19 protein-coding genes are annotated in these 21,050 nt (G+C 61.1%); 12 read left to right on the forward strand and 7 right to left on the reverse strand.

All coding sequences use genetic code 11. From position 1 onward, the window contains the following. Positions 1-5: 5 nt before the first annotated feature. The 8 genes from FP026_RS30355 to FP026_RS26030 all read left to right on the forward strand — a co-directional run bounded on the left by FP026_RS30355 (position 6) and on the right by FP026_RS26030 (position 7,968). Positions 6-143 (forward strand): hypothetical protein, encoded by a 138-nt coding sequence (locus tag FP026_RS30355; RefSeq protein WP_188112691.1) that lies wholly within the window; start codon positions 6-8, stop codon positions 141-143. A 134-nt stretch (positions 144-277) separates the two neighbouring features. After that, a complete protein-coding gene (locus FP026_RS26000; protein WP_149637469.1) occupies positions 278-1,267 on the forward strand; it encodes an ABC transporter permease in 990 nt (329 codons plus the stop codon). After that, positions 1,264-2,265 (forward strand): ABC transporter permease, encoded by a 1,002-nt coding sequence (locus tag FP026_RS26005; RefSeq protein WP_149637470.1) that lies wholly within the window; start codon positions 1,264-1,266, stop codon positions 2,263-2,265. Before FP026_RS26000 ends, FP026_RS26005 begins: the two co-directional genes overlap by 4 nt. Beyond that, positions 2,265-3,260, forward strand: coding sequence for an ABC transporter ATP-binding protein (locus FP026_RS26010; RefSeq protein WP_149637471.1), 996 nt, complete (start codon positions 2,265-2,267; stop codon positions 3,258-3,260). The genes FP026_RS26005 and FP026_RS26010 overlap by 1 nt, the downstream gene beginning before the upstream one ends. Further along, entirely contained in the window at positions 3,238-4,173 is a 936-nt protein-coding gene (locus FP026_RS26015; protein WP_149637472.1) for an ABC transporter ATP-binding protein, read from the forward strand. Before FP026_RS26010 ends, FP026_RS26015 begins: the two co-directional genes overlap by 23 nt. Before the next feature lie 14 nt (positions 4,174-4,187). Beyond that, positions 4,188-5,246: an aldo/keto reductase gene (locus FP026_RS26020; RefSeq protein WP_149637473.1), complete on the forward strand. Its 1,059-nt coding sequence runs from the start codon at positions 4,188-4,190 to the stop codon at positions 5,244-5,246. Positions 5,247-5,307: 61 nt separating this feature from the next. Beyond that, on the forward strand, positions 5,308-6,543 hold the full coding sequence (locus FP026_RS26025; RefSeq protein WP_149637474.1) for an acyl-CoA dehydrogenase family protein: 1,236 nt from the start codon (positions 5,308-5,310) through the stop codon (positions 6,541-6,543). 3 nt (positions 6,544-6,546) lie between these two features. After that, positions 6,547-7,968: an FAD/NAD(P)-binding protein gene (locus tag FP026_RS26030; RefSeq protein WP_149637475.1), complete on the forward strand. Its 1,422-nt coding sequence runs from the start codon at positions 6,547-6,549 to the stop codon at positions 7,966-7,968. Between the two features lie 60 nt (positions 7,969-8,028). On the opposite strand, the gene FP026_RS26035 is transcribed toward FP026_RS26030, so the two are convergent. Then, complete coding sequence (locus tag FP026_RS26035) at positions 8,029-9,648, reverse strand: ABC transporter substrate-binding protein (protein WP_149637476.1); 1,620 nt, start codon at positions 9,646-9,648, stop codon at positions 8,029-8,031. 341 nt (positions 9,649-9,989) lie between these two features. Here FP026_RS26035 and FP026_RS26045 point away from each other — a divergent pair, with 341 nt between their 5' ends. Next, positions 9,990-11,000: a LysR substrate-binding domain-containing protein gene (locus FP026_RS26045; RefSeq protein WP_149637478.1), complete on the forward strand. Its 1,011-nt coding sequence runs from the start codon at positions 9,990-9,992 to the stop codon at positions 10,998-11,000. Between the two features lie 6 nt (positions 11,001-11,006). On the opposite strand, the gene FP026_RS26050 is transcribed toward FP026_RS26045, so the two are convergent. The 6 genes from FP026_RS26050 to FP026_RS26075 are packed head-to-tail and all read right to left on the reverse strand — an operon-like array spanning position 11,007 to position 17,322. Then, complete coding sequence (locus FP026_RS26050) at positions 11,007-11,855, reverse strand: NADPH-dependent oxidoreductase (RefSeq protein ID WP_149637479.1); 849 nt, start codon at positions 11,853-11,855, stop codon at positions 11,007-11,009. Between the two features lie 11 nt (positions 11,856-11,866). Beyond that, entirely contained in the window at positions 11,867-13,195 is a 1,329-nt protein-coding gene (locus FP026_RS26055) for an LLM class flavin-dependent oxidoreductase (protein WP_246665457.1), read from the reverse strand. Next, complete coding sequence (locus FP026_RS26060) at positions 13,192-14,412, reverse strand: acyl-CoA dehydrogenase family protein (RefSeq protein ID WP_149637481.1); 1,221 nt, start codon at positions 14,410-14,412, stop codon at positions 13,192-13,194. Before FP026_RS26060 ends, FP026_RS26055 begins: the two co-directional genes overlap by 4 nt. 14 nt (positions 14,413-14,426) lie before the next feature. After that, entirely contained in the window at positions 14,427-14,765 is a 339-nt protein-coding gene (locus FP026_RS26065) for a DUF3088 domain-containing protein (protein ID WP_149637482.1), read from the reverse strand. Between the two features lie 11 nt (positions 14,766-14,776). Next, positions 14,777-16,132: an LLM class flavin-dependent oxidoreductase gene (locus FP026_RS26070; RefSeq protein ID WP_149637483.1), complete on the reverse strand. Its 1,356-nt coding sequence runs from the start codon at positions 16,130-16,132 to the stop codon at positions 14,777-14,779. Between the two features lie 11 nt (positions 16,133-16,143). Then, positions 16,144-17,322: an acyl-CoA dehydrogenase family protein gene (locus FP026_RS26075; RefSeq protein WP_149637484.1), complete on the reverse strand. Its 1,179-nt coding sequence runs from the start codon at positions 17,320-17,322 to the stop codon at positions 16,144-16,146. Between the two features lie 309 nt (positions 17,323-17,631). On the opposite strand from FP026_RS26075, the gene FP026_RS26080 reads away from it, so the two are divergent. Genes FP026_RS26080 through FP026_RS26090 form a run of 3 tightly spaced genes read left to right on the forward strand, consistent with a single transcriptional unit; the run spans position 17,632 to position 20,916 of the window. Next, a complete protein-coding gene (locus FP026_RS26080; protein ID WP_149637485.1) occupies positions 17,632-18,987 on the forward strand; it encodes an LLM class flavin-dependent oxidoreductase in 1,356 nt (451 codons plus the stop codon). Positions 18,988-18,994: 7 nt separating this feature from the next. Beyond that, positions 18,995-19,825 carry an ABC transporter ATP-binding protein gene (locus FP026_RS26085; protein WP_149637486.1) on the forward strand — a complete coding sequence of 277 codons (831 nt, stop codon included), beginning with the start codon at positions 18,995-18,997 and terminating at the stop codon, positions 19,823-19,825. A 14-nt stretch (positions 19,826-19,839) separates the two neighbouring features. After that, the gene (locus FP026_RS26090; protein ID WP_149637487.1) at positions 19,840-20,916 is read left to right on the forward strand and encodes an ABC transporter substrate-binding protein; all 1,077 of its coding nucleotides are present in this window, start codon (positions 19,840-19,842) and stop codon (positions 20,914-20,916) included. Positions 20,917-21,050 lie beyond the last annotated feature (134 nt).

Consider the following 21,050-nt stretch of genomic DNA (forward strand, 5'->3'; position numbering starts at 1 on the left):
CTCGCATGTCGGTGGCCGTGCTGCGACTTGCCAGCGGCGGCTGGTTTTATCTTCCCGAGGAGCCCGCTCTTGTGGGTTTTGTTTGTTCCGACAATCCGATTATTGGGAAAAATAACCACAAAATATCATTATTAAGCGATTAAGTTCCAAATAGAGCGGCGCTTTCGAGAAATTCTGGAAATATCTACCAATACTGATTTGACAAAACCTACAGATTTAGTCAACTAATATTGCGACGCGATGATGAGAAATTCGATGACGCTGCCGAGGAGTTTCGATGTCGGCTTACATGCGGATTGGGCGAACACTACGCCGGACGGCCATTCAGGCGGTGCCGACGGTGCTTGGCATCGTCATCCTGAATTTCTTCCTGCTGAAATTGGCGCCAGGTGATGCGGCCGACGTCATGGCCGCCGAAGCCGGCTCGGCAACGGTCGAGACGATGGCGGCCCTGCGCGAACGCTTCGGCCTGGACAATCCGATCATCGTGCAGCTGGCGAACTATCTGAACAATCTTGCGCATTTCAGTCTCGGCTTTTCGCCGCGGTATGGCATTCCGGTGGCAGATCTGATCGGCCAGCGACTGCCCGGGACGCTCACCCTGATGCTGGCGGCGCTCATCTTTGCAATCGTGATCGGTCTGACGCTCGGATCGCTGATGGCAAGCTTTGCCGGACGGCTGCCGGACCGGTTGATATCGATTATTTCGCTGCTCTTCTATTCGATCCCGGGTTTCTGGATCGGCCTCATGCTGATCCTCTTGTTTTCCGTCAAGCTCGGATGGCTGCCAAGCGGTGGCGATGGCACCATCGGCTCGCGGCTCACCGGCCTGCCGGCACTGCTGGACCGGGCGCGCTACATGGTTCTGCCGGCCATATCGCTTGCCCTTTTCTATCTCGCCATCTATGCGAGACTGACGCGAGCCGCCATGCTGGAGGTCAAATCGCAGGATTTTGTCCGCACCGCGCGGGCGAAGGGTGTGTCGCCCTTCGTGCTGACGACGCGGCATGTGCTGCGCAATGCGCTGATCCCGATCACCACCATGGCGGGCATGCATTTCGGCGGCATGCTCGGCGGCGCCGTCGTCGTCGAAACCGTCTATAGCTGGCCCGGCCTCGGGCGACTGGCCTTCGAGGCCGTCATGGCTCGCGACTTCAGTGTGCTCCTCGGCATCCTGCTTCTCTCCTCACTTCTCGTCATCATCGCCAACGCTACGGTCGACCTTCTGCAAGCCTGGCTTGACCCCAGGATCGGAGCAAGCCGATGAAAGCGCAGGAGCTCAAGGTCCATACGGAAACCGCGCGCGACTTCAGTGCCAAGGTATCCGAAACGCCGGCAAAGGCTACGCCCGTTCCAGAACGCCGCTGGACCCATATCCACGCACCCGACGCGCGCACCACGGCCGTCTCGGGTGGGCGTTGGCAGGGGCGGCGGCGCGAACTCAGGATCTTTCTTGCCAACCCCAATGCGCTCTTCGGCATAGCTGTTCTTGTCGGCATCATACTTGCGGCCCTGCTTGCGCCGATCCTGTATCCTGGCGATCCGCTGGAGATGGTGGCACGGCCCTTCCTGTGGCCGGGGCAGAATCCGGCCTATCCGCTGGGCACGGATTCCATGGGTCGCGATGTTCTTGCTGGCATTCTGCACGGTGCTCAGATCTCGCTGACGGTCGGCATCGCTGCGACTTTGCTCGGCCTTGGTGCCGGTGTGACCGTTGGCGCACTTGCCGGATATTTTGGTGGTCTGGTCGATGATCTCCTCGTCAAGCTCATCGAGATCTTCCAGACCATACCGAGCTTCGTTCTCCTTGTGGTGCTGGTCGCGATCGCCCAGCCGACCACATCGACCGTGACCATTGCGATCGTCATCGTCAGCTGGCCGACGGTTGCGCGCCTAACCCGCGCCGAATTCCGCGCCATTCGCGAGAAGGATTACGTGCTCGCCGCCCGCAGCCTCGGCTTCGGCCACGCCCGCATCATCTTCCGGGAAATCCTGCCGAATGCCCTGCCGCCGCTGATCGTGACCTCTTCCGTCATGGTCGCAAGCGCGATCCTGATGGAATCGGCGCTGTCCTTCATGGGGCTCGGCGATCCCAATCGCGTTTCTTGGGGCTCCATGATCGGCGCCGGCCGCGATGTCATCCGCACGGCCTGGTACCTCACCGCCTTGCCGGGCCTTGCCATCGTCTTCACGGTCCTGTCGCTCAATCTGATCGGCGACGGCCTGAACGACGCCCTTAATCCACGCTTCTCGGAGGAGCGCTGATGCCGGGACTTCTGAACGTTCGCGATTTCTCGGTCGGCTTTGGCAGTGCACAGCCGGTCAAGGGTGTCAGCTTCAGCGCTGCAGCCGGTGAGATGCTGGCGATCGTTGGCGAATCCGGTTCCGGCAAGTCGCTGACGGCGCTTGGCCTGATGGGCCTGCTACCACGGCATGCCAAAACCGCAGGCGAGATCGTCTTTGACGGACGCGACCTCATGAAACTGTCCGAAAGAGAGTTGCGTGGCATTCGTGGGCACGACATCGCCATGATCTTTCAGGAGCCGATGACGTCGCTCAATCCCGTGCTGACGATCGGCGACCAGATCATCGAAGTGCTGCGCATTCATGAAAAATTGAGCCGAAAGCAGGCGCGCCAACGCGGGATCGAGTTGCTTGACCTTGTTGGCATCCCGGAGCCCGGCAAGCGGGTCGACGACTATCCGCATCAGCTTTCGGGGGGCATGCGTCAGCGTGTGATGATCGCTATCGCCGTTGCCTGCAATCCGCGGCTCCTGATCGCCGACGAGGCGACGACGGCGCTCGACGTGACGATCCAGGCACAGGTCCTGCACTTGCTCGATCGCCTGCGCAGCCAGCTCAACATGGCCGTGATCCTCATCACGCATGATCTCGGCATCGTCGCGCAATGGGCCGATCGTGTCGTCGTCATGTATGCCGGCCGGAAGATCGAACAGGGCCTGCCGGGCGCATTGTTCGAGACGCCCTATCATCCCTATACGCAAGGGCTGCTTGCCGCTTCGCCGCGGCTGAAAGCCGATTATCACTATCGCGATGGACCGTTGACGGAGATCCGCGGCTCGATCGTCTCGGCGGCCGGCGAGCAGGGCTGTTCGTTTCGGCCGCGCTGTCCGGTGGCGCGATCGGCTTGCGGGCAATCCGTGCCGCCGCTCATCGAGGTTTCGGCCAACCGTGAGGTAGCTTGCCCCTATGTTCCAGCCATTGCGGAGAGAGCCCATGTCGCTTCTGTCGGTCGATAGGCTCTCCACGCACTATCCGGCTGCGGCTGGAACGGTGCGGGCTGTGGATGACGTATCGCTTGAGATCCTGGAAGGCGAGACGGTGGCGCTCGTCGGCGAATCCGGCTGTGGCAAGTCGACCCTTGGCAAATCCCTGATGCGTCTCATCGATCCCACCTCCGGCCGCGTGACCTTCAAGGGACGGGACGTTGCTGCGATGTCGGGCAAGGAATTGCAGTCGATCCGCCGGCATATCCAGATGATCTTTCAGGATCCGTTTGCCTCCCTCAATCCGCGCCAGACGATCCGGACGATCCTGACGGCGCCGCTTGCGGTCCACGGTATCGGCGATCGCAAGAGCCGCGATGCGATTGCCGCCTCGATGGCCGCTCATGTCGGCCTGCCGTCGGATTCGCTCGATCGCTATCCGCACGAGTTCTCCGGCGGCCAGCGCCAGCGCATCGGCATTGCCCGTGCACTGATCCTGCAGCCGGAACTTGTGATCTGCGACGAGCCCGTTTCCGCACTCGATCTCTCGATCCAGGCGCAGATCCTCAATCTTCTCGTTGAGATGAAGACGGAGCTATCGCTTTCCTATCTCTTCATCTCCCACGATCTTTCGGTCGTGCGCTATTTCGCCGACCGTGTGCTGGTCATGTATCTCGGCCGGATCGTCGAAAGCGCGCCGACGGCGAGGCTCTGGAGCGATGCCAAGCATCCTTACACACAGGCGCTCCTCGCTGCCGTGCCCGATCCGTCGCGGCGCAAGCAGGCCGCACCGATTAACGGCGATCTGCCGAGCCCTCACAATCCCCCGTCCGGCTGTCGCTTTCACACGCGCTGTCCGCTCGCAACAGACATCTGCCGGACCGATGATCCGGCCTACCGGCAAATGGGCACCGGCCACGCGGTTGCCTGCCATCACGCAGAATGAAATGGAGAAATGACATGGTCGACTATCGCTATCTCGGGCGCAGTGCGCTGAAGGTATCGCCTCTCACCCTCGGCACGATGATGTTCGGCGGCCCGACGCCCGACGATGTCGCCTTCCGCATCATCGACAAGGCCCGTGACCAGGGCATCAATTTCATCGACACCGCCGATGTCTACCATGATGGCAAATCGGAAGAGGTCGTCGGCCGTGGCATCAAAGCAAGCCGCGATCACTGGGTGCTGGCGACGAAGTTCGTCAATTCCCACACGAAAGGTCCCAATCTCGGCGGCCATTCCCGCAAGTGGGTGATCGAGACGGTTGAGAACTCGCTATGCCGCCTCAACACCGATTATATCGACATCCTCTATTTCCATCGCGCCGTCTTCGACGTGCCGCTGGAGGAGCCGGTACGTGCGATTGCCGATCTCATCCGCGCGGGCAAGCTGCGCTACTTCGGTGTCTCGAACTTCCGCGGCTGGCGCATCGCGGAAGTCTCACATCTTGCCGACCAACTCGGCATCGACCGGCCGGTCGCCAGCCAGCCGCTCTATAATATCGTCAACCGCACCGCCGAGGCCGAACAGCTGCCGGCCGCCTATCACTACGGTCTCGGCGTCGTATCCTACTCACCACTGGCGCGTGGCGTGCTGACGGGCAAGTATGAGCCGGGTCAGGCACCGGCGGCGGACACGCGCGCCGGTCGCGGCGATAAGCGCATTCTCGAAACCGAATGGCGTCCCGAATCCATCGCCATCGCCCAGGAAATTGCCGCGCATGCCGCCGCCAAGAAGATCTCGCCGACCGAATTCGCCATCGCCTGGGTGCTGAACAACAGGCTGATCACCTCGGCGATCACGGGGCCGCGCACGGAAGAGCATTGGGACAGCTATGTAAGAGCTCTCGATGTCAAGCTTACTGCCGAGGACGAGGCTCTGGTCGACCGTCTGGTCACGACAGGCCATCCGTCCACGCCGGGCTTCAATGATCCGAGCCATCCGGTCGAGGGCCGGGTTCCGGTGAGTGTTGCCGGCGATGCCGGAAACGTCGTGCCGCTTGCCCGCGCCGTCGCGTAACGACCAAGCCCAAGGCCCTGCTTGAGCTGGGCCTTCTCCTTCCGGCGCAAAAGAACCGTTCATGCCCACTATCGCTACATCAGCCATACCTTCCGCTCCCGCAATGACCGATCGGGCAACGCTGCTTGCAAGAGTGCCGGACCTTACCGCGGAGATCGCGAAAGGCGCGGCAAGACGGGACCTCGAACGTGAGCTGCCACACGAAGCATTCGAGCTTTTCAGGCAAGCAGGTCTTGGCGCGTTGCGCATACCGACGAGCCTTGGCGGGCCTGGCGGATCGGTGCTCGACTACATCGAAATGGTCATGACGATCGGCACAGCCGACTCCAATGTCGCCCATGCGCTTCGGAGCCATTTCAATTTCACCGAGGCGCTGCTGCTCAATCCCGGCAGTGCGATCGATCGCACGCAGCTTGCCCGCGTGTTGGCGGGAAAGCTCTTCGGTGGCGCCCATACGGAGCAGGGGACAAAACGTCCGGGCGAAGTGACGACGCGGCTGACGAAATCCGGCGACAGCTTTCGGCTGAACGGACGCAAATGGTATGCGACGGGTACAGCATTCGCCGATTTTGCCTCGTTCAGCGCCAAGGATGATGAAGACCAGCTCGTCAGCGTATTGCTGCCGGTCGATCGCAAGGGGATCACCATTCTCGATGACTGGGATGGTATGGGGCAGCGCCTGACCGCAAGTGGCGGCGTGCTTCTCGAAGACGTCGAAGTCCTACCGCAGGAGATTTCAAGGCGTGGGCTCAGCACTCTCATCGACCGGCATACGTCCACGCTGCGCCAGCTTCATCTCGCCGCCTCGATGGCAGGTGCCGTGCGCGGTGCGTTGAATGACGGCACCGAATATGTGTGCAGACAGGCCCGCTCGGCCGCTCATAGTGCAGCCGAGACAGCCAATGCCGATCCTTTCGTGCAAAAGATATTGGGCGAGGTCGCAGCCAATTCCTTCGCTGTCGATACGCTGATCCGCGAAAGCGCCCGCGCGCTCGATCGGACGGCCGAGGCCTTTGCAGGCGATGATCCGCAGATACTGGAAACGGCATTGGTCGAAAGCGCGCTGACCACGGCGCGCACCCAGATCGTCGCATCGCAACTCGCGCTTGCCGCCGCGACCAACGTCTTCGAACTCGGCGGCGGTTCGGCGACATCGCGCCATCTCAATCTCGACCGCCACTGGCGCAACATCCGCACCGTACTCAACCATAACCCTCTGCTGCACAAGGCGCGGGTGGTGGGCGACTATTACATCAACGGCACCACGACGCATCTGGAGGAAGGCAAGGTCTTCTGAGCCATGTACATCGACCCGCATTCGCATCATTCCATCGTCATCATCGGCGGCGGCTTTGCTGGCGCCCTGACCGCGATCAAGCTGCTCGACCGAACGGAAGTGCCGCTGTGGATCACCATACTGGAGCCTCGCGAGGAGCTCGGGCGCGGGGTGGCCTACAGCACGACCGAGGCGGTTCATCTCGTCAACGGGCCGGCGAGCACATTCTCACTTCATCCGGAAGAACCCGACCATCTGGTTCATTGGCTCGCCGGCAATGCCTCCCAATACGGCTGGACACCGCCCGCCGATATCGCCGGTAGCTTCCCGCCGCGCTGCCTCTATGGAACCTATGTCCGCGACGAGCTGAGCCGTGCGATCGCGGGCGCACGAGCGGGATCGACATTCCGTCATATCAGGGCTTCGGCGACCAACCTCGTTTCCGCTCCACACAAAGTGCGGATCACGACGAGCGCGGGTCAGACGCTGGAGGCGGACGAAGTGATCCTGGCGCTTGGTGTTTTCCAGCCTCCACTCAGCCCGCGGGAAGCTTCCGTTGCGGATCACCCGGCTTTTGCGGCGTCTCCCTGGGATGTCGCCGCCTTGGATCGTGTGGCAGATGCCGGCGAAATCCTGCTCATCGGGTCGAGCCTGTCGATGGTCGATGCGGTCGCCAGCCTGGAGGCGCGCGGCTTTCGCGGCCGGTATCAGGCGATATCCCGGCGAGGGCAGTTGATCGAAGTTCGGCGCAATGCCGAGCTCGAACGTGATTTTCTCGCCGAAGGACCTTTGCCGACGACGGCACGGGCGTTGCTGTCCGTTGTCAAGGCCGAGCGCCGCGCCTTGGCCGCTGCAGCCAAGGACTGGCAGGCGCTGCCGCTAGCGATCCGGCCCTACATTCTGCCTCTGTGGCAGAAGGCTGGTGATGCGGAGAGATCGCGATTTGCCCGCCACTTGCGCGCATTTTGGGACGTGACGGCCCATCGGGCAGCACCCGACAGCTATCGTGCTGTCACCGATGCGATTGCCGAGGGACGGTTCCAACATCAGCCCGCAAGATTGCTTGCGCTGAAGCCCGCCGGCGGCTTGATCGCAGCCACGTTGAAGACGCGATCGGGCACTCACAGGCGTTCCTTCGGGGGCGTCATCGATTGCCGTGGTCATCAGCTGCATGACTGGCGGTGCATTTCCGATCCCTTTGTCAGGAACCTTGTCGAAAGTGGCGAGGTCAGCCCGCACAGCACCGGCTTTGGCATCGATGCCACGCCAGAGGGCGACGTCATTTCCGAAGAAGGGCGTGTCCATCGCAACATCAGCGCCATCGGTCATCCGCTTCGAGGCGTTGCCTGGGAATCGAGCTCGATCACCGAACAGCGTACTCAGGCGATTGCGCTGGCGGATCGCATCCTGAGTAAACTCACCCCGCTTGCTCTTGCCGCTTCGTAAAACGACAAAAAGAAGGGGGCGCCGCATCGCCCCCTCAAGAAGAATACGTCGTCTGCCGCTTCAGCCTTCGCTTTCCTTGATATAGACATCGGCGAAATTCGACTGCACGCCTTCGGCGCCGATCGTGTGGTTCCTGACGCGCTTGTTGAAGACGGTGACGTTTTCGAGCGAGATCAGATTGATGACGGGTAGCTCGTCGGCGATGATCTTCTGGAAGTCGTTGAATTCCTGCTTCCGCTTTGCTTCGTTGACTTCGACCGATGCCGTCTCGAGCAGCCGGTCGACCTCCGGATTCTGATAGTGGCTGGCGTTGGAGAAGGGCAAGCCGAGCTTGAAGTTCTTCGACCAGTAGATGCGCTGCACGCCGAGCGTCGGGTCGAACTGATTGCCGAGATATTCCGCCGTCAGGTCGAAGGCGCGCTCGGTATAGACCTTCTGGATGTAAGTCGAGAAATCATAGGAATCGATCCTCGCATCGATACCGATGCGAGCAAGATTCTGTTTCAGATATTCGGCGACGCGCTTGAAGCCTTCATTGTAGGAATTGTGCGTCAGGCGAAGCGTAAATCGGTTGCCGCTGCCGTTCCGTTTATAGCCGGCCTCGTCCAGCAGTTGCTCGGCTGCCTTGAGATCGAAGGCATAGGGCTTGATCGTGGTGTCCCGATATTGCGGCAAGAACGTACTGACCGGTGTCGGCGAGACGTGCCCATAGCCATACCAGACCGTATTGAGGATGACGTTGAGATCGATCGCATGGGCGATCGCGCGACGGACGCGGATGTCCTTCAGATACTCGTTGTCGAGGTTGAGGATGAGCTGCGTCTGGTCGCCCTTTGTCTCATAGCCGCGGGAATCGATGCCGATGTTCGGCAGTGCCTTGATGCGTTCGAGATCGGCGAGCGGAATGGGATTGTCGCCGCCAAGATCGAATTCGCCAGTTTCGAAGCCGGCCGCGCGGGCAGCACCATCGGGCACGAAACGCACAACGATCTGGTCGAGATAGGGCTTACCGGCATCCCAGTAATCGGGATTGCGCTCGAGAATGATGTGGGAGCCGCGCACCCATTGCCGGAAGACGAAGGGGCCTGTGCCGATGGGCGCGCTGCCGTTGGGATTGGTCGGAACATCGGCGATCTTCACGCCTTCATAGATATGTTTGGGCACGATCGGAGACTCGGCCGCATAGAGCGCCTTCAAGAGATAGGGTGCCGGCTTGGAGAGGCGGAATACCGCCGTCAGCGGATCAGGCGTATCGACTGCGATGACGTTGGCAAATGAGCCGCGCCCGCGCGGATGAACCTGCTTCAGAAGTTCGATCGAATAGGCCACGTCCGCCGAGGTAAACGGCTTGCCGTCATGCCACTTGACGTTGGGTCTGAGCTTGAAGGTATAGGTCAGGCCATCGGAAGCGATCGACCATTCGGTTGCGAGCTGCGGCTTCGGCGTGAGGCCGAAGTCGTAGGTCAACAGACCCTCGGTGATCTTCGGGCTGATCTTCTGCGTTCCGCCGGCCGTATGAGCAAGCGCCAGGATCGTCGGTGGCTCGGGTTCGACGATGAAATTAAGCGTGCCGCCGCGAGCCGGCGTCACCCCTGTTGCGTAGGCGGCTACGGGCGGCAAGAGCCTCGCGGCAGTGGAGAGCAGAAGCAGTTGATTGAAACGGCGGCGATTGATAGTCATTCGGTTTCCTTGCCGGCTGAAATAGATTGGTTCCCGTGTGGATATGCGGCGATCAGGCTGCCAAGAGGCTGCAGACCGGCCACGGCTGGCGCATCTTCGGGTCGCGAGCCGGCAAAACGGAAGAATGTTTTTCTCGTCCACTGAGAAAGAAAAGCTTCGCGAAATCCCGTTTCGCTGGAAGCCGTCGCGGACATTTGTCTATTAAAAATATAGACTATTTTGCGATTTTAGTTTTTGCTTCCCTGATGCCCTCCAGGCATGGAAGAAAATGTCCGTCCGCTTACCGGTAAACGCAAAGCGCGTTCTCGTCTTTGCCAGTCGGATTGTGCTGCAATCGCGCCATGAACACGATTGCGCATGCCCGGAAAAAAGCCATCCAGCCGACTTTGGCGCGCTTGCCGCCATTGACATCGCTGCGCGCCTTCGTCGCCACCGCCCGGCATTTAAGCTTTCTTGGCGCTGCGGAGGAATTGCATGTGACCTCGGCCGCGGTCGGGCAGCAGATTCGGCTCCTGGAAGATTATCTGGGGCAATCGCTTTTTCACAGGGTTCGTGGGCAGCTGCAATTGACGGCCGCCGGTCTCGCGCTCGTTCCGGGCCTGACGAATGCATTCGACGCGGTGCTGGCGACAATGACGCAATTCGTCGCCAGCGATCACGATCTTCCGATCCGCGTATCCGTGGCGCCGTCCTTTGCGAGCAAATGGCTAATCCCGAGATTGGACGCTTTGAGACAGGCAGCGCCCGGCTTGCAGATCCTCCTCGATGCCTCGACGCAATTGACCGATCTGAATGCAGGCGACACCGATTGTGCCATTCGTTATGGGAGCGGCGGCTATCCCGGCCTGGTCGTCGAGCACCTGTTCTCTGAAGCCGTGGTGCCCATCTGCAGCCCGGAATTCGCCGAACGCCATTGGCTCTGGAATGGCCCGCAGGCGATCGAAGGCGTGCCGCTCTTACATGAGGATGGGGCGGAGCACGACCATTCCTGCCCCGACTGGAGTGCCTGGCTCCGCGCGGAAGGGCTGGTCCTACGTCTGCCGAATGGCGGCTTCCGTCTCAGCCAGTCTTCCCTCGTCATCGATGCTGCGCTGGCGGGGCAGGGGCTTGGTCTCGGAAAGGTCCGTCTGGCGGAAGCCGAGCTGAAGGCGGGACGTCTTGTCAGCCCGTTTGGCAGCCCGCAGCCGGTAAGCTTTTCCTATTTCTTCGTGACGACGCCCGCCAAGGAGCGTCTGATGCGTGTCGAGCTGTTCCGCAACTGGCTTCAGGCTGAGGTCAAGGCGCTACGGACGATCGGCGATATTCTGTTGCGGAACTCATTGCGCAAATTCGATGTCGCCGCCGCCGAATGACATCGCTCATTTCAGCCTGAAGCCAAGGCGGCGCGCGGCAACGCCGAGCAGATGTCGCCCCTTCAAGGCTTCGACGGTACCGATCCTGTTTTTCACCTGTACCGTCCAATCAATGCGCGGCATGCGCTGTTCGGTCTGAAAGTCCTGCAGGACGGTATTGTAATGCCGCAGGTCCTCCGACCGCCGGCGATGATCATAGCGTTCGTCATGAAGCACGCTCGTTTGCGGCAGCCGCGGCTTGACGGCGGCCGATGTGGCGGGATCGGGGTAGCCGACCGTCAAGCCGAAAACCGGAAACACGCCCTCCGGCAATTCCAGTTCGCGTGCCACGGTTTCGGGATCGTTGCGGATCGCGCCGATATAGCAGGTGCCGAGGCCCTGCGATTCCAGGGACACGACGGCATTTTGCGCCGCTAGTGCGGCGTCGATGACGCCGAGCAAGAAGCTTTCGACATAGTCCAGCCCGTCGGCAGCGGAACCCTGGTCCGCCGCAATGCGGCGCGGCCTGGAAAGGTCCGCGAGCCAGATCAGCAAAAGCGGCGCCTGCGTGATCTGCCTCTGTGTTCCGGCAACGGCGTTCAGCTTGGCCCTGCGCGCCTCGTCCCTGACGGCAATGACGCTCCAGGCCTGCAGATTGGATGAGCTCGGCGCCGATTGCGCCGCTGCGATCGCAAGGTGGAGGATATCGTCCGGAACCGTTTTCGGCAGATAGTCCCGAACCGTGCGATGGGAGAGCAGTGTCTCGATCGTTTCGTTCCAGTCCGCGCCGATATGCTGGCTATTGCGATAACGCTCGCCGACAAGAGCGGCGAGCCGATCATCGTCGGGAAGTTTCGCCGTTGTTGCTGATGTCATACTGTTCTCCTTCATTCGGCGGCAATGGCATAGGGGTTGGCTGGCCGGGAAAGACCCAGGTGATCGCGCAGGGTATGGCCCGCATAGTCTTTCCGGAACAGACCGCGGCCGCGCAGGATGGGCACTACCTCGTCCACGAAGACCTCCAGGCCATGCGGCAGCACATCCGGCATCAGGTTGAAGCCATCGGCGGCGCCTGCCTCGAACCATGTTTCGATATCATCGGCAACCGCCTCGGGTGTGCCGACGATGGTGCGGTGTCCGGTCCCGCCGTTCAAGGCGCGAATGAGGCCGCGCACGGTCAATTTCTCGCGCTGGGCAAGAGCAAGCGTTGCCCGGAAAAAGGTATGTCCTCCATCGGCCGGCAAGGGAATATCGTCCGGCAGGGGTTCGTCGAGCTTCAGCCTGCCTGGATCGACCTGCAATACGCCCGACAGACGCGCAAGGCTGTATTCGAGCGGAATGAGTTCGCGCAGTTCCTCTTGCCGCCGCCTGGCTTCTGCCTCGGTGCTGCCGATGATCGTCGCGAGGCCGGCGAGCACCAAAAGGCTGGACGGAGCGCGACCGTAGCGAGCGGCTCTCGCTCGGAGGTCGTGCGCATAATCGAGCGACTCCTCAAGGGATTGCGAGGCTGAGAACACCGCTTCGGCGTGCCGGGCTGCCAGCTCCCGCCCATCATCCGAGCCGCCGGCCTGCACGATGACGGGATGCCCCTGCGGCGGACGCGGGACGTTGTGCGGGCCATGAACGGAAAAATGCTTGCCGCGATGGGCAATCGCATGAACCTTGGTAGTGTCGACGAACCGACCGCTTTCGACATCGCCGATGAAGGCATCTTCCTCCCAGCTGTCCCAGAGGGCCTTGACGATGGATGTAAATTCCTCCGCGCGCTCATAGCGGCTCTGATGCGCGACAGGCTTTTCCAGGCCGAAATTCCGGCTCTGCGAGAGATCGGCGCTGGTGACGACATTCCAGCCGACCCGGCCGCCGCTCGCATGGTCGAGCGTCGCGAAGCGACGGGCGATATTATAGGGCTCGTTATAGGTGGTGGAAGCCGTGGCGATCAGGCCGATATGCTCGGTATGGGCCGCGACCGAAGCCAACACGATGGTCGGCTCGAGAGATGTCAGTGGCCGGAAATCGACGCGATCGGAGATAGCCGCTTGATCGGCGAGGAAGACCGCGTCGAAAGTGCCGCGCTCGGCGATCCGGGCGACATTGATATAGTGATTGATATCGAAGGATGCGCGCGGGTCGCTTCCCTGCATACGCCAGGCGGCCGGCGAAAAACCGGAATGCAGGATGTTGATGTTGAGATGGAGTTCGCGTTTCCTGCTCACTGGAATATCCCCGGTTCCGGAAACTCGCCGTCCAGGAACCATGTCCCGACATTGCGGATCTTGTATTCGGCGGGATTGTGAAGCGTGTGAATGCGCACATTGCGCCAGAAGCGGTCGAACCCGAGCGGCCTGACGGCGGACCGTGCGCCCATGACTTCGAAGATCTCGCTTGTCACCTCAAGAGCAACCCGGCCGGCAAGCACATTGGCGGAGGCGACCGTGATTGCCGCCTCACCGCGCTCCTCTACCGTCAAATCGTGCCCTTTGGCATAGACGGCATCGACTGCCGAGAGCGCCCGATCGGCAAGCGCCGTTGCCGCCTGTACCTTGATCCATAGCTCGCCATACTGTCTCTTGATCCACGGATCGTCGGCATGCCGTTCGACGCCGGAATAGATCCACGGGCGCGATTTCGTGACCGTATAGTCCCGGGCTGCCGCCAACGCTCCTTGTGCGGAGCCGACGAAGACGTTGAGAAGTACGCTCTGCTGCTGCAACGGTGCCAGTAGGGCGATCGGATCCTTGGGGCGCTCCGGCAATATTTCGTCGTCGCTGATCTCGACATCCTTGTAGAGAACGCGGCCGCTTCCCGTCTGGCGCTGGCCGATCCCGTTCCAGTCGTCGGTGATGGTGATGCCTTTGCGGTCAGCCGGTATATAGGCAAAGCTCCGCTTGTTGGTGTCCTCGTCTTCCCAGGCCACCATCAGATAGTCGGCGACATGCGAGCCGGAGGCGAACGGACGGAAGCCGTTGAGAATGACCTTCCCGACGTCCTGCCGGCCGAAGAGGCTCTTGGAAAAGCTGTTCGTCGTATTGCCCCAGAACCAGCGTCCGGCGGCCGAGCGGCGCAGGATATCCTGCGAGCGTTCGTCCTCGGCCGTGGTGACGGCATTCTGCAATGGGCTGAAATGATAGCCATAGAGATGGCCAAGCGAGCCGTCGACCTTGGCGAATTCGCGCACGATCCGCATGGCGGTCGAGTAAGGTTCGCCAGCGCCGCCGAATTCTTTCGGGATCACCAGATTGACGAGGCCGCTTTCCTTGAGAAGCCTGATCTGCTCGGCGGGTCTGCCGCCGGATTGATCTCTCTCGATGGCATCGAGGGCGAAGAGATCCCGAAGCTCGACGGCCTTGGCGAGATTGGGGTTTGATGTGTCGGCCTCGAATAGAGAGGGCGGAGGATAGGGCGGCTCGAAGCCATCTGGCTTTATGGTCATGGCAGGCACCATCCCTAATGCAGGCGCGGAAAGCCGTGCCGTTCGGCAAGCAGCTCGAGAATGCGATCGGTCGAATTGACGAAGCGCGTGCCGTTCCAGCCACCGGCATCGTCAGGCGGGTTTTCCGCGAAAATGAGAAGCGGCAGCGACTGGTTTTCCTCGCCGGCAACCTCGATCACCTTGTGTCGTGGTCGCAGGAAGGCAACCCTTTCGACATCGATCGCCGCGGCAAGATCCGGGAATGAGGCGAGTAGTCCCTCAACGGCGTTGCAATAGGGGCAGACGAAGCTGACGCCTGGATGTTTCGGATCGGCAAAGCCGGGTGAAATGAGGAACAGTTTGTCACGCGCCATTTGGTCTTCTCCTATTCTGCTGCGACCGCATTGCCTGCGGAAAAACGATTGGCCGGACGCTTGAGCCCGAGATTTTCGCGCAGCGTCGTGCCTTCATATTCGGTGCGGAACAGGCCGCGGCGGCGCAGCTCCGGCACGACAAGCGTGATGAAATCGGCAAGGCCTCCGGGCATGATTGGCGCCATGATGTTGAAGCCGTCGGCGCCGTAATTTTCGAAGCGTTCTTCCATCACGTCGGCGATCTGCGTCGGCGTGCCCACCACCTGCCAATGACCACGGGCACCGGCAATGCGCAGATAGAGCTGTCGGATGGTCAGGTTTTCGCGGCGGGCGAGATCGAGCACCAGTTCCTGGCGGCTCTTGCCGGCATTGGTGACCGGTGGCTCCGGCGGCACGGGACCGTCAAGCGGATAGGAACTCAAATCGACGCCGGTCAATTGCGAGAGGAGGTTAAGACCCACTTCCGGCTGGATGAGCTCCTGCAGGGCTTGGAATTTGTCTTCAGCTTCCGCCTCGCTTCGCCCGACGACAGGAAAGATTCCCGGCAGAATCTTCAAGTCGTCGGGCGAACGGCCATATTTGCCGAGCCGGCCCTTGACGTCGGCATAGAACGCCTTGGCTTCGTCAAGCGTGATCTGCGCGGCAAAGATCGCTTCGGCGGTGCGCGCGGCCAGTTCCTTACCGGGCTCGGAGGCCCCGGCCTGGACCACGACCGGGCGCCCCTGCGGCGAGCGCGGAATGTTCAGCGGCCCGCGCACCTTGAAGTGGCGCCCTTTGTGGGCGAGCCGATGCAGTTTTTCGGGATCGAAATAGCGGCCGCTCTCGCGATCGCGGATGAAGGCATCGTCCTCCCAGCTGTCCCAGAGACCGAGCACGACATCGGCGAATTCCTCAGCTCGGTCGTAGCGGTCGGCATGCAGGACCTGCGCATCATGGCCGAAGTTGAAGGCGGCATCCGGATCGGAAGAGGTCACCAGATTCCAGCCGGCGCGGCCGCCGCTTAAGCGGTCGAGCGAACCGAACTGGCGCGCAAGATTGAAGGGATCGGAAAAGCTCGTCGAGGCGGTGGCGATCAGGCCGATATTGCGGGTGACGCTGGCAAGCGCCGACAAGAGCGTGATCGGTTCGAACGGATAGATGCCGCTATGCGCCTTCCGGCTTGCCGCATTCAAATCCTTCAGCCGCGCCGCAACGCCGTCGGCAAAGAAGATGGTGTCGAACTTGGCGGCTTCGGCGAGTTTGGCGAGCTCCAGATAGTTCTCGAACTCAGTCCCCACGGACGCCTCGGGATGCCGCCAGGCGGCTACGTGATGACCGGTGAAAAGCAGAAAGGCACCGAGCTTGATCTGATCCTTGCGTCTGGCCATGGAATGTTCTTTCAGCGGTACATTGCCGGAATGGGGAATTCACCTGTGAGCAGCCATGTGCCGAGCGTCCGTTTCTTGTATTCGGCAGGATTGTGCAGCGTGTGGGTGCGTACGTTGCGCCAGAAGCGGTCGAAACCGTTGGCCGTCGTTGCCGAGCGTGCGCCCATGACCTCGAAGATCTCGCTGGAGACGGAAAGCCCGACCTCACCGGCATAGAGGTTGGCCGTGGCGATATCGATGGCGGCGATCCCGCGATCTTCATGCGTCAGGCCAGGCCCCTGGTTGAAGGCGCCGTCAAGGCTGCGTGCTGCCTTGTCCGCGAGCTCGGTGGCTGCGAGCGTGCGGATATAGAGATCACCATATTGCCGCTTGATCCAAGGATCGTCGGTGTGCTTGTCGACGCCGGAATAGATCCAGGGCCGCGACGATGTCGTCGTGTAGGCCCGGCCTTCCTCCAGCGCTCCCTGTGCGCTGCCGACGAAGACGTTGAGCAGCACACTTTGCTGTAGTAGTGAGATCATCGACGTATAGGGGGTCAGCGGGACCGCTGGGGAACTGATGAGTTCGTCATCTGCTATCTCGAGGTCATGAAAGCTGACCGTGCCGCTACCGGTCTGGCGCTGGCCGATGCCGTCCCAGTCATCCTCGATGACGATACCCTGGCGGTTGGCTGGCACGGCCGCCGTCAGGCGCTCGCCCTCGGCATTTTCGAAGGAGATCTGAATGTAGTCTGATATGTGCGAGCCTGAGGAGAAGGGGCGCTTACCATTGACCAGCCAGCCATGGTCGATCCGCCTGCCCGATGAGGTTTTCGACATGGCATTGCCGGAATTGCCCCAAAGGAAATTGCCGGCAGCGGAGGCCCTGAGCAGGCGTTCTCGCTGCACGTCCGAGCCGCGGAAAAGAACGAGGTTCAAGGGCAGGTGATGGTAGCCGAAGAGGTGGGCAAGCGACCCGTCGGTGCGGGCAAATTCCCGCACGACACGCAGGATGGAGAGCCATGACGCGCCTCGACCGCCATAGCGCGTGGGGATCTGGGCGGAAGGCAAGCCGCTTTCCTTCAGCAGGCGGATCTGTTCGATAGGCCGTCCGCCCGCCTTGTCGCGCGCCACTGCATCCCGGTGGAACGCCTGCCTGAGTTCGATGGCCTTGGCGACCAAAGGATCGGATGTGTCTGATGGGAAAGACATGTCTGCTCCACGCCTATGGATCTAAGCGGTGATCGCCGCTCTCAGGCACGGAGGGTTCGGCGACTGCCGCTCCAAGTCCAGCAATATCTATTTGGCTCCTCGGGAAGAAATTCTTTTCCTGGCAAGGCGGGCGGGTGCCTGTGCCCGCAATTTCCAGCCGGCACGACGGCAGCTGCGAAACGATCTTGGCCGGTTCGGCATGCTGCGCGACGAACAAATCCGAACAGGCCGCGGTAAATAGAATATAATTTCTATAGATTATTATCTTTAGCGATTAGCCTTCGTTCGGCTGCGATGACGGAGAAGACGATGGCGAGTAAACAACGGCAATTGAAGCTCGGGGCTTTTCTCTACCCGACCGGCCATCACATTGCCGCTTGGCGACATCCTCTGACGCAGGCGGACGCCGGCTCCAATTTTGCGCATTATGTCGGGCTTGCACAAATCGCCGAGGCGGCCAAATTCGATCTGATCTTCCTGGCCGATGGTGTCGGCACCCGTGGAGACGATACCGAGGCGTTGCAGCGTACGGCACAGCGCTATGTCGCGCAATTCGAGCCGATCACATTGCTCTCTGCGTTGGCGGCGGTGACGAAGAATATCGGCTTTGTCGCGACCGCCTCGACCTCTTTCAACGAGCCCTATCACATCGCCCGCAAATTCGCCTCGCTCGACCATATCAGCGGCGGCCGCGCCGGTTGGAACCTCGTGACCTCCTCCACCGATCATGAAGCGCATAATTTCGGCAGGGACGAACATTATGCGCATGCCGAGCGCTACGAACGGGCCGAAGAATTCGCGAATGTCGTTCTTGGCCTTTGGGACACCTGGGAGGAGGACGCTTTTCCTCGCAATAAGCAAAGCGGCATCTATTATGATCCGCAAAAGCAGCACATCCTCAATCACAAGGGAAAATACTTCAAGGTTCGTGGTCCGCTGAACGTGGAGCGCGCTCCGCAGGGCCACCCCGTTCTGGTCCAGGCGGGTTCGTCCGAGCCGGGCAGGGAGCTCGCCGCCCGAACGGCTGAGGTCGTTTTCACCGCGCATCAGACGATCGGGGACGCGCGGGCCTTCTATGCCGATCTCAAAGGCCGTCTTGCCAAATACGGGCGGGATCATGATGACCTCAAGATCATGCCTGGGATCTTCCCGGTCGTGGGCCGGACGCGCGAGGAAGCGCAGCGGAAATTTGCCGAACTCCAGGATCTCGTCCATCCGGTGGTCGGCCTTTCCCTGCTGAATGGCATGTCCGGCGGTGTCGACCTGTCGCAATATCCGCTCGACGGTCCCATTCCGGATCTACCGGAAACCAATGGCAGCAAGAGCCGCCAGAAATTGCTGCTCGATCTTGCAAGGCGCGAAAAGCTGACCATTCGTCAGCTCTATCTCCGTGTCGCTGGTGCGCGCGGGCATTGGCAGATCGTCGGAACGCCGACTGAGATCGCCGATCAGATGGAGGAATGGTTCAAGACGGGAGCCGCCGACGGCTTCAACGTCATGCCGCCGCAACTGCCGACCGGTTTTTATGATTTCGTCGAGCACGTGTTGCCGGAACTGCGCCGCCGCGGTCTTTTCCGCAGCGATTACGAAGGCGCGACGCTGCGGGAAAATCTCGGATTGAAAGTGCCCCTGCATCCGGCGCGGCACGCGGTTGCTGCGGAGTAGCAAAGCCATGGGCAATTCCCTGCATGTTCAGATCAGTCATGTCACCCGCCAGTTCAAGGTGAATGGCGAGATATTGACCGCTCTCGACGATGTCAGCCTCGATATTGCCGAGGGCGAGTTCGTCACCATCGTTGGGGCGAGCGGTTGCGGGAAGTCGACTTTGCTGCGTTTGGGAGCCGGCCTTGATCTCCCGACGGCCGGTTTTGTCGGCCATGCCGGACGGCCGGTCAAGGAGCCGAGCCTCGAGCGCGGCATCGTTTTCCAGGAGCCGCGGCTTTTCCCCTGGCTGACGGTCGCCCGCAATATTGCGCTCGGGCTGGAGAATTCTGAGCTGCCGAAGGCGGAAAAAAAGAAACTCGTCGAATCCCACCTCGAACTTGTCGGGCTTTCCGGCTTCGCCAAAGCCTATCCGCACCAGCTTTCCGGCGGGATGGCACAGCGCGCCGGTATCGCTCGCGGTCTGGTCAATTGTCCGAATGTCCTGTTTCTCGATGAGCCCTTCGGTGCACTCGATGCCATCACCAAGGCAAGATTGCAGGACGAGCTACAGACGATCTGGGCCAAGGAACGCATCACCATGGTTCTGGTGACGCATGATGTCGAGGAAGCCGTTTATCTCGGTGACCGCGTTGTCGTTATGTCGCCTCGGCCAGGCCGCATCCGAGACGTCGTCCCGGTGGATTTGCCGCGTCCTCGCGATCGCACGTCTCCCCGGCTGGTCGAAATCCGCAATCGGGTTCTTGAGAACCTCAACGCTACGACGTCAACGCCTCGCCCGCCATCGAGCATCACAAGTCCGGCGGTTGAAACCCGGCCCGCCGTCGTCGCCGCAGAATAATCACGGAGCAACAGATGAAACTGTCCATTATTTCCCGCTTGGCCGCCGGTGCGGCGGTCGCCCTGACCTTGTTATCCGCCTCGGCCTGGGCGCAGGATCCCCTCGTCATTCACGTCGGCTATGCCGCGATCGGCGTCGACAATAAACCCTATGCCGAGGGAACGTCGGCTGCGACGGCGCGCGCCGGCGAATTTCTGGAAAAGGAATTCGCCAACGATCCGAACGTCAAGATCGAATGGACCTTCTTCAAGGGCGCTGGCCCGGCGGTCAATGAAGGCTTTGCCAACGACCAGCTCGACTTTGCCTATCAGGGGGATCTTCCCGCGCTGATCGGCCGGGCAACCGGCCTGAAGACGAAGTTTCTGCTGGCGAGCGGCGCCCGCAAGCCGCTCTATCTCGCCGCGGCCAAGGGCTCCGGCATCAAGACGATCGAGGATCTGAAGGGACGCAAGATCGCGTTGCAGCGCGGAACCAACGGGCATCTTGCGGCCATCAAGGTGCTGCAGGCGCACGGGCTTACGGAACGGGACATCCAGGTCGTCAATCTGGATACGGCCGGCACTGTCGCAGCCCTGACCAGCAAGGATATCGACGCAGCCTTCGGCGACACCCAGCTCATCAATCTGGCAGCCAAAGACAGTGCCGATGTCATCTACACGACCAAGGGCGACGATCCACGCTTCGGCCGCAATGCGGGCATCATCGGCCGCGAAGCTTTCATCGAGGCTCATCCGGAGATCACGCAGCGTGTCGTCGATGCCTTCGTCAAGGCGGCGCAATGGTCGTCGGAGGAACAGAATCGAGCAGCACTCTTCGAACTCTGGCACAAGTCCGGCACGCCCGTTCCGATCCTTGAGGAGTTTTTTCGCAACGATACGCTGGCCTATCGCAACTCACCGCTGATCGATGACCTGCTCACGTCCCAGTACAAGGAGCAGGCGGTCAAGAGCAAGGAATACGGCCTGATCCGCCGCGACGTCGATCTCAATGGCTGGTTTGAGCCGAAATATCTCAACAATGCACTGCAACGGCTCGGCCTGACGAAGTTCTGGCAGCCCTACGGAGCCGACGGAAAGCCGGTCGCTTCCTGATCGGAGGCGCGATTAAGACTAGGAGGCTGGCGTGAGCGCTGTTGTCGAGACTACCGGTCGGACCGGCTTGTCCATATCGCCGGCAAGGTTCCAGCGTCTTGCCGTTCTCTTGACCGGCTTGATCTTTCCGCTTG

The sequence above is a fragment of the Martinezella tropici genome, assembly GCF_008370325.1.
Lineage (GTDB): Bacteria > Pseudomonadota > Alphaproteobacteria > Rhizobiales > Rhizobiaceae > Rhizobium > Rhizobium tropici_B.

Coding starts and splice junctions, on each gene's coding strand:
- FP026_RS26075 (WP_149637484.1), bottom strand. CDS start 17,322: ATGTCTTTCCCATCAGACACATCCGATCCTTTGGTCGCCAAGGCCATC.
- FP026_RS30355 (WP_188112691.1), top strand. CDS start 6: ATGTCGGTGGCCGTGCTGCGACTTGCCAGCGGCGGCTGGTTTTATCTT.
- FP026_RS26035 (WP_149637476.1), bottom strand. CDS start 9,648: ATGACTATCAATCGCCGCCGTTTCAATCAACTGCTTCTGCTCTCCACT.
- FP026_RS26070 (WP_149637483.1), bottom strand. CDS start 16,132: ATGGCCAGACGCAAGGATCAGATCAAGCTCGGTGCCTTTCTGCTTTTC.
- FP026_RS26085 (WP_149637486.1), top strand. CDS start 18,995: ATGGGCAATTCCCTGCATGTTCAGATCAGTCATGTCACCCGCCAGTTC.
- FP026_RS26015 (WP_149637472.1), top strand. CDS start 3,238: ATGTCGCTTCTGTCGGTCGATAGGCTCTCCACGCACTATCCGGCTGCG.
- FP026_RS26065 (WP_149637482.1), bottom strand. CDS start 14,765: ATGGCGCGTGACAAACTGTTCCTCATTTCACCCGGCTTTGCCGATCCG.
- FP026_RS26025 (WP_149637474.1), top strand. CDS start 5,308: ATGCCCACTATCGCTACATCAGCCATACCTTCCGCTCCCGCAATGACC.
- FP026_RS26045 (WP_149637478.1), top strand. CDS start 9,990: ATGAACACGATTGCGCATGCCCGGAAAAAAGCCATCCAGCCGACTTTG.
- FP026_RS26005 (WP_149637470.1), top strand. CDS start 1,264: ATGAAAGCGCAGGAGCTCAAGGTCCATACGGAAACCGCGCGCGACTTC.
- FP026_RS26010 (WP_149637471.1), top strand. CDS start 2,265: ATGCCGGGACTTCTGAACGTTCGCGATTTCTCGGTCGGCTTTGGCAGT.
- FP026_RS26090 (WP_149637487.1), top strand. CDS start 19,840: ATGAAACTGTCCATTATTTCCCGCTTGGCCGCCGGTGCGGCGGTCGCC.
- FP026_RS26000 (WP_149637469.1), top strand. CDS start 278: ATGTCGGCTTACATGCGGATTGGGCGAACACTACGCCGGACGGCCATT.
- FP026_RS26030 (WP_149637475.1), top strand. CDS start 6,547: ATGTACATCGACCCGCATTCGCATCATTCCATCGTCATCATCGGCGGC.
- FP026_RS26060 (WP_149637481.1), bottom strand. CDS start 14,412: ATGACCATAAAGCCAGATGGCTTCGAGCCGCCCTATCCTCCGCCCTCT.
- FP026_RS26080 (WP_149637485.1), top strand. CDS start 17,632: ATGGCGAGTAAACAACGGCAATTGAAGCTCGGGGCTTTTCTCTACCCG.
- FP026_RS26020 (WP_149637473.1), top strand. CDS start 4,188: ATGGTCGACTATCGCTATCTCGGGCGCAGTGCGCTGAAGGTATCGCCT.
- FP026_RS26050 (WP_149637479.1), bottom strand. CDS start 11,855: ATGACATCAGCAACAACGGCGAAACTTCCCGACGATGATCGGCTCGCC.